Source organism: Flavobacterium sp. SP2 (assembly GCF_057626655.1).
In genome coordinates this window covers 599,819-612,683 of the sequence record NZ_JBVHBT010000001.1, presented here as the reverse complement: position 1 = coordinate 612,683, position 12,865 = coordinate 599,819, and the positions used below count along the sequence as shown (strand labels likewise).

Sequence of the window (12,865 nt, the reverse complement as noted above, 5' to 3'; positions counted from 1 at the left end):
TTCAATCTCATTTTCTTTGTGAGATTTTGTAATAACTTTGCGAATCTTATTGAAATAATTTATTCCATTTTCGAAGATAATTCAAACCAACGTTCTTCCTTTTCTTCTTTTAAATTTATTACTTTTTGAAGTTCTAAAGCTTTCGCTTCAATTTCGTTATCAGCTACTTTTCCGTCAGAAAATAATTGTTCAATTTGTTTCTTTTGGTGTTCTAAATCTTTAATTTCTTTTTCAATTTTATTGAATTCTTTCTGCTCGTTAAAATTCAATCCTGCCGAAATAGTTTTTGCCTGTTTCCAATTGTTCTTTTCCTTGTTATCGTCTTTATTTGCTGGCTCAGCCGAATCTTCATAAGCTCTAAAATCGGAGTAATTTCCTGGAAAGTTTTCTACAATTCCGTCACCTCTAAAAACGAATAAATCATCAACAATTTTATCCATGAAATACCTATCGTGCGAAACCACGAGCAAACAACCTGGAAAATCCAATAAGAAACTTTCTAGCACATTTAAAGTTACGATATCTAAATCATTCGTCGGCTCATCTAAAATCAAGAAATTCGGATTCTGAATCAAAACGGTACATAAATACAATCGTTTCAATTCACCACCAGAAAGTTTTTCTACAAAATCATATTGTTTTTTACTGTCAAATAAAAAGCGTTCCAACAATTGACTTGCCGAAATCAATTTCCCTTTCATCAACGGAATATATTCACCGTATTCCTTGATAATATCAATAACGCGTTGTCCCGGTTTCGGATTAATTCCGCTTTGTGTATAATATCCAATTTTAATTGTTTCACCCATTACCACTTTTCCTGAATCTGCAGGAATGGTTTGAGTCAACAGATTTAGAAAAGTAGATTTTCCAGTTCCGTTTTTACCAATTATACCAATTCGTGCACCACGCTGAAAATCAAAACTAAAATTCTCTAAAATCTTTTTATCACCAAACTTTTTAGAAATTTTATGCAACTCAATGATCTTGCTTCCAAGACGTTCCATATTAATTTCAAGTTCGATTTTATTTTCTCTTCGTCGGCTTTCTGCTTTTTCTTTAATCACGTAAAAGTCATCTTGACGCGATTTTGATTTGGTAGTTCGCGCTTTTGGTTGTCTTCGCATCCAAGCCAATTCTTTCACGAAAAGATTTTGTGCTTTATCAATTGAAGCATTTTCCGACGCCAAACGTTCTTCTTTTTTCTCTAAATAATACGAGTAATTTCCTTTGTAACTGTATAATTTTCCGTTGTCTAGTTCTACAATTTCGTTACAAACACGTTCCAAAAAGAAGCGGTCGTGCGTAACCATAAACAACGTAACATTTTCTTTAGCAAAATAACTTTCCAACCATTCAATCATTTCCAAATCCAAGTGATTGGTAGGTTCATCCAAAATCAGTAAATCAGGTTTATTGATTAGAATTATGGCCAACGAAAGACGTTTTTTCTGTCCACCAGACATGTTTTTAACCTTCAATTTGAAATCTTCCAACTTCAATTTGAATAAAATTTGTTTGAATTGCGTTTCAAAATCCCAAGCGTTAAAACGATCCATATCGTCAAACGCTTTTTCATAAGCTTCACTATCTTCTGGGTTTTCCAAGGCTTTTTCGTAACGCTCAATTACGTGTAAAATTTCGTTATCACTTGCAAAAATACTTTCTTCAACCGTCAACTCATCTTGCAACTGCGGAACTTGAGATAAAAACGACATTTTAATATCTTTTCTAATCACAACTTGACCAGTATCAGGCGTGTCGTCGCCATTAATAATTTTCATTATTTGGGTTTTGCCCGAGCCATTTTTGGCAATAAACGCAATTTTTTGGTCTTTATTTATTCCTAACGAAATGTCCTTAAACAAGGTTCGTTCGCCAAAAGATTTTGATATATTTTCTACAGAAAGGTAATTCACAACAGTATTTTTTTTTGCAAAAGTAAGCTATAAATTACGAATTAAAAATTACGAGTTACGAATTGTTTCAGGAGCAAATGGTTCGGGACTTATCAGCAAGCCATTTTCCTGCTTTACACTTGTAGTCGCGATAAAAATCGCGAGCTACCGTTTCAATCAGGGCTAGATAGTTTTTGTATTGCATTTTTGTTTCAGTTTTCAAAACAGCAGTAAATTTAATTTGTATATTTGAAATTCAAAACTATTTGCCATGAGCGATAATTCGAAAAAAAAAGACACAAAGTTAGATTTACAAAAGTTTGAAGAACCCATCACGGATTATTCTTCCGAGAAAACTTATGCAAACATCGAAGACCATCCACTTTTCGCCAAAGTAATTGAGAAGTCTAAACAAGATTTGAAAGAGGGAAAAGGAATTCCACATGAAGTTGTGATCAAAAACTTAAAAGAAAAATACCCTTTTTTAAAATGATTTATGACATAATTTGGGATATAAAAGCCCAAATAACTCTTGAAGAAGAAATCAATTATATTTTATTTAAGTGGAATTTCAATGAGGTAAAAAAGTTTAGTGGTTTAGTTGAAGAAAATTTGGGTAGATTGTCAATTAATCCTAAAATTGGTATTTATAGTAAAACTCTGAAAGTATATTACCTAATTATTTCTAAGCAAACAACTTTGTATTACAGTTTCAATTCTGATCAAAAAATTATAGAACTTCACTTTTTTTTCAACAATCAAAAAAATCCTGAAGAATTAAATAAGTTGCTTTAAATTTGTCCAATGCAACTATCCGTAATCATCCTAAATTATAACGTTCGCTATTTTCTAGAGCAATGCGTTTTAAGTGTTCTAAAAGCGCTTTCAACCATTGATGGCGAAATTATTGTAATCGACAACAATTCCTCTGACGATAGCTGCCCAATGATGAAAGAGTTGTTTCCAAATATAAAGCTGATTGAAAACAAAGAAAATCTAGGTTTCCCAAAAGGAAATAACATTGGCGTTGCACAAGCCAAAGGCGAATACATTTGCATTTTAAATCCCGATACAGTTGTTGCAGAAGATACTTTTATTAAAATACTGAATACTAAAAACTGGAAACTCAACACTGGAATTATAGGTTGTAAGCTAATCGACGGAACAGGAAATTTTCTACCCGAATCCAAACGCGGAGTTCCGACACCATGGGTAGCTTTCACAAAAATCTTCGGATTGTATAAAATTTCAAATCTTTTTGGAAAATATTATGCCCAACATATAGCCGAAAATCAATCCGGAAAAGTGGATATTCTTGTTGGTGCATTTATGGTTATGAAACGCGAGTTATATAATGAAATTGGCGGATTCGACGAAAATTGCTTTATGTATTCCGACGATATTGATTTAAGTTACATGGCGTTGCAAAAAGGGAAATTCAATTATTATTTCCATGAAACTACAGTTATTCATTATAAAGGAGAAAGTACTGTGCGTGACGAAAAGTACATGAAACGTTTTCAAGAAGCGATGCAATTTTTCTATAAAAAGCACTTCAAGAAATCTGAAATTTTTACCATTTTCATGAAATTTGGAACTTTTATCTTTTCGTTAATCAAAAAAAATCAATCAAAAATAGTTAAGAAAAATATTGACGAATATATTTTTGTTACTAATAAGTCATTTGATTTAAAATTGAGTAATAAAGTTGTAATTTTGGATGTTTTAGATGATTTTAATAATGATTTTTCTAAAAATATTGAAGTTATTTTTGACACTAATTTTTTAAGTAATAAGGAGATAATTAATTTCATGAATACGAATAACGATAAAAATTTAACATTTAAAAACTATATTTCTACTTCAAATTATCTAATAGGAAGTAATAATTCAATAGATAGAGGAGAAGTAATACACGTAAAAAATTAGTATATTCTTCGTGAAATGAAGATAAAATTACTAATTTTGCAATCAGATTATAAAAACACAACTTTAGTTTACATATATGGCAAAGTTTGAATTAAAACTTCCAAAAATGGGAGAAAGCGTTGCAGAAGCAACAATTACCAATTGGTTAAAAGAAGTAGGCGATAGAATAGAAATGGACGAAGCCGTTCTAGAAATCGCCACAGATAAAGTTGACAGCGAAGTGCCAAGCGAAGTTGCCGGAATTTTAGTAGAAAAACTTTTTGGTAAAGACGACTTAGTTCAAGTTGGACAAACTATTGCAATAATAGAAACTGAAGGCGGAACTGTTGAGATTAAAGCAGAATCTACCAAAGTAGAAGAAGTACCACAAGCAACAATTGCAGCAGTAGAAAAAACAGTTGATGTTGCCAAAGAAGCAGTTTCTGTTCCGCAAAACTTTGCCGATTCAGATAAATTCTTTTCGCCATTAGTAAAAAATATTGCTAAAGAAGAAGGCGTTTCAATAGCTGAATTAGAAAGTATTTCTGGTTCAGGAAAAGAAGGACGCGTTACCAAAGAAGATATATTAAATTTTGTTGAAAGTCGAAAGTCGAAAGTCGAAAGTCCAAAAGTTGCAGTGCAACAGCCGTTTGTTACAAGCATGCAACCAGCAGCACAAGCGGTTCCGGTTTCTGTAAACGGTGGCGACGAAATTATCGAAATGGACCGAATGCGAAAGCTAATTTCTGGTTACATGGTGGCTTCGGTTCAAACTTCGGCACACGTGCAGTCGTTTATTGAAGTTGATGTTACCAATATTGTGAAATGGAGAAATAAAGTTAAAGATGCTTTTGAAAAACGTGAAGGTGAGAAATTGACTTTTACACCAATTTTTATGGAAGCGGTTGCCAAAGCATTGAAAGATTATCCAGGGTTAAATATTTCGGTTGATGGCGATTACATTATCAAAAAGAAAAACATCAATTTAGGAATGGCTGCGGCATTACCAAACGGAAACTTAATTGTACCTGTTATAAAAAATGCTGACCAATTAAACCTTGTTGGAATGGCAAAAGCTGTTAATGATTTAGGAAACAGAGCCAAAGCAGGAAAATTAAAACCAGACGATACACAAGGCGGAACCTATACAGTTACCAATGTTGGTACATTTGGATCGGTATTCGGCACTCCAATTATCAATCAGCCACAGGTCGGAATTCTAGCTCTTGGTGCCATCAGAAAAGTGCCAGCAGTTATCGAAACTCCAGAAGGTGATTTTATCGGAATCCGTCAAAAAATGTTCTTGTCACATTCTTATGATCATCGTGTTGTAGATGGTGCGCTTGGCGGAAGTTTCGTAAAGCGAGTGGCAGAATATTTAGAAGCATTTGATGTGAATAGAGAATATTAATTTCAGAAAAAAATAAAGTAACCCTTTCAGTGTTAGAACATCTGAAAGGGTTTTTTGATTTTAATAAAATCTTTATTTAAATTTCGATAAACGGTAACAACAAAATTTTATATTTGTCAACTTTAATAAATTATTAATGGAACTTAAACTCACAAGACCAATATGCTTTTTCGATCTTGAAACCACCGGAATAGAAGTGGCAAAAGATAGAATTGTGGAAATCTCAATTTTCAAAGTATATCCAAACGGAAATAAAGAAAGCAAAACTTGGCTTGTAAATCCAACAATTCCAATTCCTGCAGTCACAACGGCTGTTCACGGAATAACCAACGAAAAAGTGGCGAACGAACCTACTTTTAAAGAATTGGCATCGCAAATTCATAACATGATTAAGGATTCTGATTTAGCAGGATTTAATTCTGATCGATTTGATATTCCACTTCTAGCCGAAGAATTGCTTCGTGCTGAGGTTGATTTTGATATGAAAAACCGAGTTTCGGTTGATGTTCAAACCATTTTCCATAAAAAAGAAGAACGTACCTTAAGCGCAGCACTTAAATTTTATTGTGGAAAAAGTTTAGAAAACGCCCATTCTGCCGAAGCCGATACAATGGCAACCTATGAAATTCTAAAAGCTCAATTAGACCGATATGATGATTTGGAAAATGATATGAAATCATTATCTGAATTTACAACGCGTAAAAAATCAGTTGATTTTGCAGGTTTCATCGCCTTGAATAATGAAGGAAAAGAAATTTTTACTTTTGGAAAAAATAAAGGTCAGCTTGTAGAAGAGGTGCTTGAAAAAGAACCAGGTTATTATGGTTGGATTCAAGGAGCCGATTTTCCGTTGTACACTAAAAAAGTACTTACGGCTATCAAATTAAGAAAATTAAACACAAAAAGTTAGAAGTAAGATGTCAGAAGGTCGGAGTTTTTTTCCATCTTCCTACAACCTTCTTTCAACAATATAAGCATGAAAATAATCTGCATCGGACGAAATTACACCAAGCACATTGAAGAGCTTCAAAACGAAAGACCAGACGAACCTGTTGTATTTCTTAAACCAGATTCGGCAATTCTTTTAAAACAGCATCCTTTTGTAATTCCAGAATTTACCAATGATGTGCATCACGAAGTTGAAATTTTGGTAAAAATAAATAAAGTTGGAAAGTACATCGACGCCAAATTTGCACATAATTATTATGACGAAATTGGATTAGGAATCGATTTTACAGCACGTGATCTTCAAAGCAAACTTAAAGAGAAAGGTTTGCCTTGGGAAAAAGCAAAAGCTTTTGACGGTTCAGCGGTTATAGGAGACTTTTTATCGAAAAAAGATTTTAGTTCTTTGGAAAATATTAACTTTGAATTGACAAACAACGGAAATGTGGTTCAAAAAGGGAATACAAGCCATATGTTGTGGAAAATTGATGAACTTATTGCTTACGTTTCTCAATATTTCACGCTTAAAAAAGGTGATATAGTATTTACAGGAACACCGGAAGGCGTTAATGCAGTTAAGCCAAACGACATTTTAGAAGGATTTATCGAAAACAAAAAATTATTTAGAATACAAGTAAAGTAATGGCAATAAATTATAACCTAGCAAAAGTTTACGCTCTTTCAGATAACGATCCGGAGTTTGTAATGCAAATCATCACACTTTTCGTTACCGAAGTGCCTCAAGATTTAAAACAAATTGAACTTGGTATAAAGATTAAAGATCACAAACAAGCTTATGCCTATGCGCATAAGATAAAACCAACACTAGATTTACTAGGAATGACAATGGCGTATGAGGAAATTCTTCAGGTAGAAGCTTGGACTCGTGCCGAAGGTAAACGTAAAGAAATTGCCGCTACTTTTGAAAGTATAGCGTCGCAAGTTGAAAAAGCTATTAAAGAAATTAAAAAAGATTTCGAAATATAAACTATTATTTTTTTGGCATTCATTTTGAGCTTAATTTTACAAAAAAATTAAAATCGAATGGTTAAAAAAATTATAGTTGCTGTTTTGCTTGTTTTTACTTTCAATTCCTATTCACAATCAGCTGAAGGTTACTGGGACAACATAAGAATAACCACAGAAACCATTTCGTTGCGTGCAGGTGAGAAAAAATCCATTAAATCGCAAGAATTTCCAGTTGGAACAACCGAAGTTGTGTATAGAATAACCTTGTTGGACGACAATCAAAAACTTTCTAGTAGTTTGGTTTCGGTTTTAAAATCGATTCCCGATCCAACAGGTATTAGTCAAGGAACTGCAGGAGCAGTATTTTTATTATCAACCATTTCTGGTGATGACAAATGTAAGTATGCTATTTTTACTTCAAATAGTGATGCTGAAAATTACATTAAATCCAATAAGCCAAATAATGCTTGCTTTGTTCAAGACAAACCAATTAATAAAGAAGCCAAATTATTATCTGGAAATTGTATTTCTTCTAAAACCCAACATCTTTGGTTCACTTTTGAAAGTGATAATTGGGTAATGAATCAAAAAATTATCATTGAAATTGTGCCTTGGGTGAATAAAAAACTCAATCGCGGTTGGAATATTGAAGCCAAACAGGAAATTATAAATTATAGTAAAACGCTAAAAGTGTATGCGTCACTTAGCAAAAAAGAAGCGTTTTCGGCCAATTTTCTTGAGGCTATTTTGCAAAAATATACGTATAAAGAATTTACAAGTTTATTAAGCCAAGAAAAAAATGTTGTAACTGATAGAATTACGGAAGAAGCATTGAAAAAAACAGGAGAAGTAAAACAATTGTATAATCTTTATCGCGATGCTTCGTATACAGCTTTTTTAAAAGGCGATTTTGATAAAGCTATAAAGGTACTTCAAGAAGATATTATCGATAAAAATAGAGCAGTTGCAATGGATTTTTGTGCCCTTGGTGATTATTATCTGTTTTCAAAACAATTTGACAAAGCTGAGAAGGCATTTCAAATCGGAATTGAATTGGATGCTACTGAAATAAATTTACAGTTAAATTTAGCACACTTATATTTATTTACCAATCGGATTTCTGACGCGAAAGAAATTCATAAAAAATATAAAAATCAAAATGTAAATGCTAAAACAAGTTGGAAAGAGCAAACTCAAAAAGATTTTGATTTATTCAAAAAATATAATTTTCCAGCAGATGATTTTAAAAAAATAACCAAAATTTTGGATTAATTATTTTCAAAATTAGCATGCAATTTTTTATCAATAGTAAACTGACCAACATAATTTTCTAAATTAAATGACGGCAACCTATCATCAATATATTTTAAATTTTAAACGTCCTTCAGGTACTTCAAGAGGAATTCTAAACGAGAAAGAAACGTGGTTTATTATCTTAGAAAACGAAGGTAAAAAGGGTATTGGCGAGTGCGGAATTTTACGCGGATTGAGTTGTGATGATCGACCAGATTATGAAGCGAAATTGCAATGGACTTGCAACAATATTCATTTGGGAAAAGAACAACTTTGGGAAGCACTTTTAGAATTTCCATCGATTCAGTTTGGTGTGGAAATGGCGTTTCAATCATTGGAGTCGGAATCGCCTTTTTTACTATTTCCTTCTGGCTTTACTGATGGCAAAAAAAACATCTTAATTAACGGATTGGTTTGGATGGGAAATGAGGCTTTTATGAAGCAGCAAATAGAAGAAAAATTAGTACAAGGATTTTCTTGCATAAAACTCAAAATTGGAGCAATAGATTTTCAAAAAGAACTCGATTTATTACGGTTTATTAGACAACATTTTGATAGTAAGACAATTGAAATTCGGGTGGATGCCAATGGTGCTTTTGATGAAAATGAAGCTTTAGATAAACTGAATCAATTATCTGGTTACGAATTACATAGTATTGAACAACCTATTGCGAAAAACAACACTGACAGTATGTCAGAGCTGTGTAAATCAACACCAATTCCTATTGCACTAGACGAAGAACTTATTGGCATATTCACTTTACAAGAAAAAGAGGAATTACTAATGAAAATTAAGCCGCAATACATCATTTTGAAACCAAGTTTTGTAGGCGGATTTCGAGGCACTAAAGAATGGATTTTGCTAGCTGAAAAACATCAAATTGGTTGGTGGATTACCTCTGCGTTGGAAAGTAATATTGGTTTAAATGCAATAGCACAATGGACATTTTTGCAACACAATTCGATGCCACAAGGATTAGGTACTGGAGGTTTGTACACCAATAATTTTGATTGTCCGTTAGTAGTTTTTAATGGAAATTTGGAATATAAAAAAGAACTAAATTGGGGTTTTAATTTTGATGATTTTTCAAAATAATTTTCAATTTTACATTGGTTTTTTCGAGACTTCTTTAGTGCTAATTGAAGACACTTTGTTGTCATTATTTACCACAATTTTTAATTCTCTTTGAAAGTATTTTTTCTCGTATTTGATATTGTATTTAAAAATAAAATCATCAGTTTCTTTGTCTTGAACAACTTCTATTAAATTCAATTCAAGGAATTTTCCGTTTCTTGCATTTATCCTTTGACACGTTTTTGAAACTTTTTCAATAGTAGCATTTTTGATCACGCTTTCAGTTGCTTCAGTAGAATTAAAACTTTTAAACTTGGATGTGTTGCAAGTTTCCATAAGTCGTTTTCCTAGTTCATAAGCTCTATTTTTTTTGATATCTTCAACATCTTTTATGTCAAAAGTTTTATATCTTTTTGCTTCATATTTGTCTAATTCGGCAGCAGACATCGTTGAAGGATTTTTACTTTTACACGATAGAATTGTTAAAACTAAAAGTAAGGCTATAAGTTTTTTCATAGTATTTTTTTAAAATAACATTTTGTTTAGGTAATTATTGTCTTGTAAATGTTAAACTATTTTTAATAAAATAGTTGGATCGGGACAGTTTTCTAAATAAAATTCTAAATCTTTTGCAGCACAAACTCCTGGATAATCACCATTATTACCCTGCAAATCCTTAATAATTTGGAAATGTAGGTGCGGTGCATAATCTCCGTTCACATTGGCACTTCCTAATTCTGCTATACTTTCACCTTTCTTAAATTTTTGACCAATTTTTAAATTTTGAATGCTCTCTTTTGCTAAGTGTCCGTAAAGTGTGTAAAATAAAAAATCATCAATTTGATGTTCTAAAATAATAGTTGGACCATAATTTCCTAGTCCTTCATTGTATTTGAAACTGTGAACAGAACCATCTAAAGCAGCTAAAACGTTGGTAGGAACATTAATCCATAAGTCTAAACCAATATGAATATTTCGTTCATCGGTAGTGGAATCTTTAAAAATGGTGCTTCTTTGATATAAATTTCTGTGTTCATTATAGCCGCCATATGCTACTTCTGCATTTGCTTCAGTAAGAAAATTTTCGATATAGTTTTCAAAATCAGAAGCAGTTTTCAGATTTTTATTTAAGAGTACTTTATTTGAAATTGATAAATCTATTGGTGTATATTTTTTGTAATCAATTGAGGCATCAATTACTTTTACATTTTCAATTTTTTTTAAAATAGTTTCCAAGGTTGTCATTTTAATAGTTCTTTTGAGATACTAAATTTAAATAAAAAAGCCAGATAAAACTAATTATCTGGCTTTTGCTTTTATTTGATAGAATTACTTTACTGCAAGTAAGTCTAAAAATTCAATTGTTGGTTCTTTCGATAACAATTCTCCTGCATGCGCCATTAATGCAGCGGCAATTTTTCCTGATAAATGTGCCTTTCTTCCTTCTTCAGTTTCGAAAGTATCAAATATTCCAAAGGTTGATTCATTGATTTGCCATGCATACCATTTGATAGTTTCAGGTTCATCTATAGCTAAAGGTAATGCGCTTTTTAAAAAGTCAGAAACTTCGTTTTCTTTACCTGGTTTTGCCTCTAATCGAGCTAATAATGCAAATTTTTCCATTTTATTTTTTTTAGATTATTTAACTGCGTTTGCTCCGGCAACGGCTACTTCATGATCATTTTCAACTGAACTACCAGAAACTCCGATAGCACCGATAACTTCACCATTTGCATTTTTAATTACAACACCACCTGGAAAAGTAATTAAGCCACCATTAGAATGTTCAATATTATATAGCGGTGCGCCAGGTTGAACTGCTGCGCTCAAATCTGCGGTATCCATTGTAAAAAAAGCTGCTGTTTTAGCCTTTTTATGACTGATATCGATTGATCCAATCCACGCGCCATCCATTCTTGAAAATGCTGTTAAGTTGGCACCTGCATCAACAACGCAAATGTCCATTTTTGTATTGATTTCAGCTGCTTTTATTTTTGCTGCGGCAATAGCAGCTTCTGCTTGTTGTAGCGTTAAGCTCATAGTTTTTAGTTTTAAAGATTTAGAAATTATATACGTAAAAATAAAACTATTGGATGGCTCTTTATTATTAACAGTTGTTAAAATAAACTTTTCTTAAATTATAAAATTGTTAGATCTTTGATTAAAGGTCAAAAAAAAACCTCTCAAAATTGAATTCTGAGAGGTTTTCTGTACTTTTTGTTTTTGGATTTAATTTACAATTACTTTTTTAATAACTGATTGATTTTCTGAAGTTAGCTTCAAGAAGTAAAACCCTTTTGGTAAATTTTCTAAAGTGTAAGTAGAACCATTAAATGTTGGTTTTTGTACTTCCATTACAATTTGTCCGTTAATATTGATTAATTGAATATCATCAACTATTGTTTCAGTTTCAATAGTAATCTTGCCATCATTTGATGGATTAGGATATACCGATACATTTGCAAAATAGTTAAAGTCATTAGTAGATAAATTGTCTACTGTTGTACATTGTGTAGACCATATTGCACATACATAATTAGGATTGTCTATAAAAGGATTTCTGTTTCCTTGATAAGCAAAAATTGCGTTATTTTTGGCTATCTCCTTAGCAGATACTGGATCTTGCTTGTGCCATTTAATTAGTAAAAGTATAAAATCATCTGAAAAAACTTTATTGGTACTACCATCAAACATACTTTTTGCTTGACACGTTGCGCTGTTAGCGGCAGTGTAAAAGTTATCCATTAAATCCTCATAACGGGTAGCAAAGTAAAAGAAACTTCGTGCAATATCTCCTTTAAATTCATTGATTGGTTCGAAAACTGTGCTTGAATAATTTGAAAATCCATTAACCGTATTTGGACCTCTTTTAGATCCATTTGCCGATGTGTAAGTTCCAGATGCAACCACTCCGAAAGCAAGATTATTTCGATCACCATTTACTTTTCCATCTGAAGGAACGACATGGAATGGGTCATTTTTCATTGGATCTACTTGAAAATTATCAAAATAAGATTGTGGGATTAAATGTTCTCTATTATAACAATCTCCTTCACCAGAATAATTTCCACATTGTTGTGAGGTAGATGTAAAATTGTAAGCGTCTAGACCAGTTGGATTTTCAGAATAATAGTCTAACAATGATCCGTCGTTTTCATAAATATTGTCACGAAATGCTGGAGTTGTATATAAGTTCCACAACGAGCCATAACCTTGATCTGAATGTCCATTAGTTATGATGTTTTTAAGCTGTGTTTTCAAAGCATAACCTGTGCCTGTAGCATTGTTGTAGTAGTTTGCTGGTGCTTGTGCAAAACTTATTAGGGTAATAAGTAAAAACGCAATGGAGTAAATCTTTTTCATAAA

15 protein-coding genes are annotated in these 12,865 nt (G+C 32.1%); 9 read left to right on the top strand and 6 right to left on the bottom strand.

Going from position 1 to position 12,865, the window contains the following annotated elements; all coding sequences use genetic code 11:
- Nucleotides 1-59 precede the first annotated feature (59 nt).
- The gene (locus tag ACZ098_RS03075; protein ID WP_487310265.1) at nucleotides 60-1,919 is read right to left on the bottom strand and encodes an ABC-F family ATP-binding cassette domain-containing protein; all 1,860 of its coding nucleotides are present in this window, start codon (nucleotides 1,917-1,919) and stop codon (nucleotides 60-62) included.
- Nucleotides 1,920-2,169: 250 nt separating this feature from the next.
- On the opposite strand from ACZ098_RS03075, the gene ACZ098_RS03070 reads away from it, so the two are divergent.
- From ACZ098_RS03070 to ACZ098_RS03030, 9 genes are all read left to right on the top strand, one after another.
- Nucleotides 2,170-2,391 (top strand): hypothetical protein, encoded by a 222-nt coding sequence (locus ACZ098_RS03070; RefSeq protein WP_487310264.1) that lies wholly within the window; start codon nucleotides 2,170-2,172, stop codon nucleotides 2,389-2,391.
- Nucleotides 2,388-2,693, top strand: coding sequence for a hypothetical protein (locus ACZ098_RS03065; RefSeq protein ID WP_487310263.1), 306 nt, complete (start codon nucleotides 2,388-2,390; stop codon nucleotides 2,691-2,693). Before ACZ098_RS03070 ends, ACZ098_RS03065 begins: the two co-directional genes overlap by 4 nt.
- Before the next feature lie 9 nt (nucleotides 2,694-2,702).
- On the top strand, nucleotides 2,703-3,827 hold the full coding sequence (locus tag ACZ098_RS03060; RefSeq protein ID WP_487310262.1) for a glycosyltransferase family 2 protein: 1,125 nt from the start codon (nucleotides 2,703-2,705) through the stop codon (nucleotides 3,825-3,827).
- A 76-nt stretch (nucleotides 3,828-3,903) separates the two neighbouring features.
- On the top strand, nucleotides 3,904-5,217 hold the full coding sequence (locus ACZ098_RS03055; RefSeq protein ID WP_487310261.1) for a dihydrolipoamide acetyltransferase family protein: 1,314 nt from the start codon (nucleotides 3,904-3,906) through the stop codon (nucleotides 5,215-5,217).
- Nucleotides 5,218-5,353: 136 nt separating this feature from the next.
- A complete protein-coding gene (locus ACZ098_RS03050) occupies nucleotides 5,354-6,127 on the top strand; it encodes an exonuclease domain-containing protein (RefSeq protein ID WP_487310260.1) in 774 nt (257 codons plus the stop codon).
- Between the two features lie 66 nt (nucleotides 6,128-6,193).
- Nucleotides 6,194-6,805, top strand: a complete 612-nt coding sequence (locus tag ACZ098_RS03045) for a fumarylacetoacetate hydrolase family protein (protein ID WP_487310259.1) — start codon at nucleotides 6,194-6,196, stop codon at nucleotides 6,803-6,805.
- Nucleotides 6,805-7,149, top strand: a complete 345-nt coding sequence (locus ACZ098_RS03040; RefSeq protein ID WP_487310258.1) for an Hpt domain-containing protein — start codon at nucleotides 6,805-6,807, stop codon at nucleotides 7,147-7,149. Before ACZ098_RS03045 ends, ACZ098_RS03040 begins: the two co-directional genes overlap by 1 nt.
- A 57-nt stretch (nucleotides 7,150-7,206) precedes the next feature.
- The gene (locus tag ACZ098_RS03035; RefSeq protein WP_487310257.1) at nucleotides 7,207-8,403 is read left to right on the top strand and encodes a tetratricopeptide repeat protein; all 1,197 of its coding nucleotides are present in this window, start codon (nucleotides 7,207-7,209) and stop codon (nucleotides 8,401-8,403) included.
- 67 nt (nucleotides 8,404-8,470) lie between these two features.
- Complete coding sequence (locus ACZ098_RS03030) at nucleotides 8,471-9,520, top strand: o-succinylbenzoate synthase (protein ID WP_487310256.1); 1,050 nt, start codon at nucleotides 8,471-8,473, stop codon at nucleotides 9,518-9,520.
- Nucleotides 9,521-9,529: 9 nt separating this feature from the next.
- On the opposite strand, the gene ACZ098_RS03025 is transcribed toward ACZ098_RS03030, so the two are convergent.
- The 5 genes from ACZ098_RS03025 to ACZ098_RS03005 form a co-directional block, all read right to left on the bottom strand.
- Entirely contained in the window at nucleotides 9,530-10,015 is a 486-nt protein-coding gene (locus ACZ098_RS03025) for a hypothetical protein (protein ID WP_487310255.1), read from the bottom strand.
- A gap of 51 nt (nucleotides 10,016-10,066) precedes the next feature.
- A complete protein-coding gene (locus ACZ098_RS03020; RefSeq protein ID WP_487310254.1) occupies nucleotides 10,067-10,744 on the bottom strand; it encodes a peptidoglycan DD-metalloendopeptidase family protein in 678 nt (225 codons plus the stop codon).
- Nucleotides 10,745-10,828: 84 nt separating this feature from the next.
- Nucleotides 10,829-11,122 (bottom strand): putative quinol monooxygenase, encoded by a 294-nt coding sequence (locus ACZ098_RS03015; RefSeq protein WP_487310253.1) that lies wholly within the window; start codon nucleotides 11,120-11,122, stop codon nucleotides 10,829-10,831.
- A 15-nt stretch (nucleotides 11,123-11,137) separates the two neighbouring features.
- Nucleotides 11,138-11,539 (bottom strand): GlcG/HbpS family heme-binding protein, encoded by a 402-nt coding sequence (locus ACZ098_RS03010; protein WP_487310252.1) that lies wholly within the window; start codon nucleotides 11,537-11,539, stop codon nucleotides 11,138-11,140.
- Between the two features lie 189 nt (nucleotides 11,540-11,728).
- Complete coding sequence (locus ACZ098_RS03005; protein ID WP_487310251.1) at nucleotides 11,729-12,862, bottom strand: endonuclease; 1,134 nt, start codon at nucleotides 12,860-12,862, stop codon at nucleotides 11,729-11,731.
- Nucleotides 12,863-12,865 lie beyond the last annotated feature (3 nt).

Excerpts from the sequence above, each read along its gene's own strand:
- ACZ098_RS03025 (WP_487310255.1), bottom strand. The coding sequence starts at position 10,015 with ATGAAAAAACTTATAGCCTTACTTTTAGTTTTAACAATTCTATCGTGT.
- ACZ098_RS03050 (WP_487310260.1), top strand. The coding sequence starts at position 5,354 with ATGGAACTTAAACTCACAAGACCAATATGCTTTTTCGATCTTGAAACC.
- ACZ098_RS03030 (WP_487310256.1), top strand. The coding sequence starts at position 8,471 with ATGACGGCAACCTATCATCAATATATTTTAAATTTTAAACGTCCTTCA.
- ACZ098_RS03065 (WP_487310263.1), top strand. The coding sequence starts at position 2,388 with ATGATTTATGACATAATTTGGGATATAAAAGCCCAAATAACTCTTGAA.
- ACZ098_RS03005 (WP_487310251.1), bottom strand. The coding sequence starts at position 12,862 with ATGAAAAAGATTTACTCCATTGCGTTTTTACTTATTACCCTAATAAGT.
- ACZ098_RS03015 (WP_487310253.1), bottom strand. The coding sequence starts at position 11,122 with ATGGAAAAATTTGCATTATTAGCTCGATTAGAGGCAAAACCAGGTAAA.
- ACZ098_RS03040 (WP_487310258.1), top strand. The coding sequence starts at position 6,805 with ATGGCAATAAATTATAACCTAGCAAAAGTTTACGCTCTTTCAGATAAC.
- ACZ098_RS03060 (WP_487310262.1), top strand. The coding sequence starts at position 2,703 with ATGCAACTATCCGTAATCATCCTAAATTATAACGTTCGCTATTTTCTA.
- ACZ098_RS03010 (WP_487310252.1), bottom strand. The coding sequence starts at position 11,539 with ATGAGCTTAACGCTACAACAAGCAGAAGCTGCTATTGCCGCAGCAAAA.
- ACZ098_RS03035 (WP_487310257.1), top strand. The coding sequence starts at position 7,207 with ATGGTTAAAAAAATTATAGTTGCTGTTTTGCTTGTTTTTACTTTCAAT.
- ACZ098_RS03070 (WP_487310264.1), top strand. The coding sequence starts at position 2,170 with ATGAGCGATAATTCGAAAAAAAAAGACACAAAGTTAGATTTACAAAAG.
- ACZ098_RS03020 (WP_487310254.1), bottom strand. The coding sequence starts at position 10,744 with ATGACAACCTTGGAAACTATTTTAAAAAAAATTGAAAATGTAAAAGTA.
- ACZ098_RS03045 (WP_487310259.1), top strand. The coding sequence starts at position 6,194 with ATGAAAATAATCTGCATCGGACGAAATTACACCAAGCACATTGAAGAG.
- ACZ098_RS03055 (WP_487310261.1), top strand. The coding sequence starts at position 3,904 with ATGGCAAAGTTTGAATTAAAACTTCCAAAAATGGGAGAAAGCGTTGCA.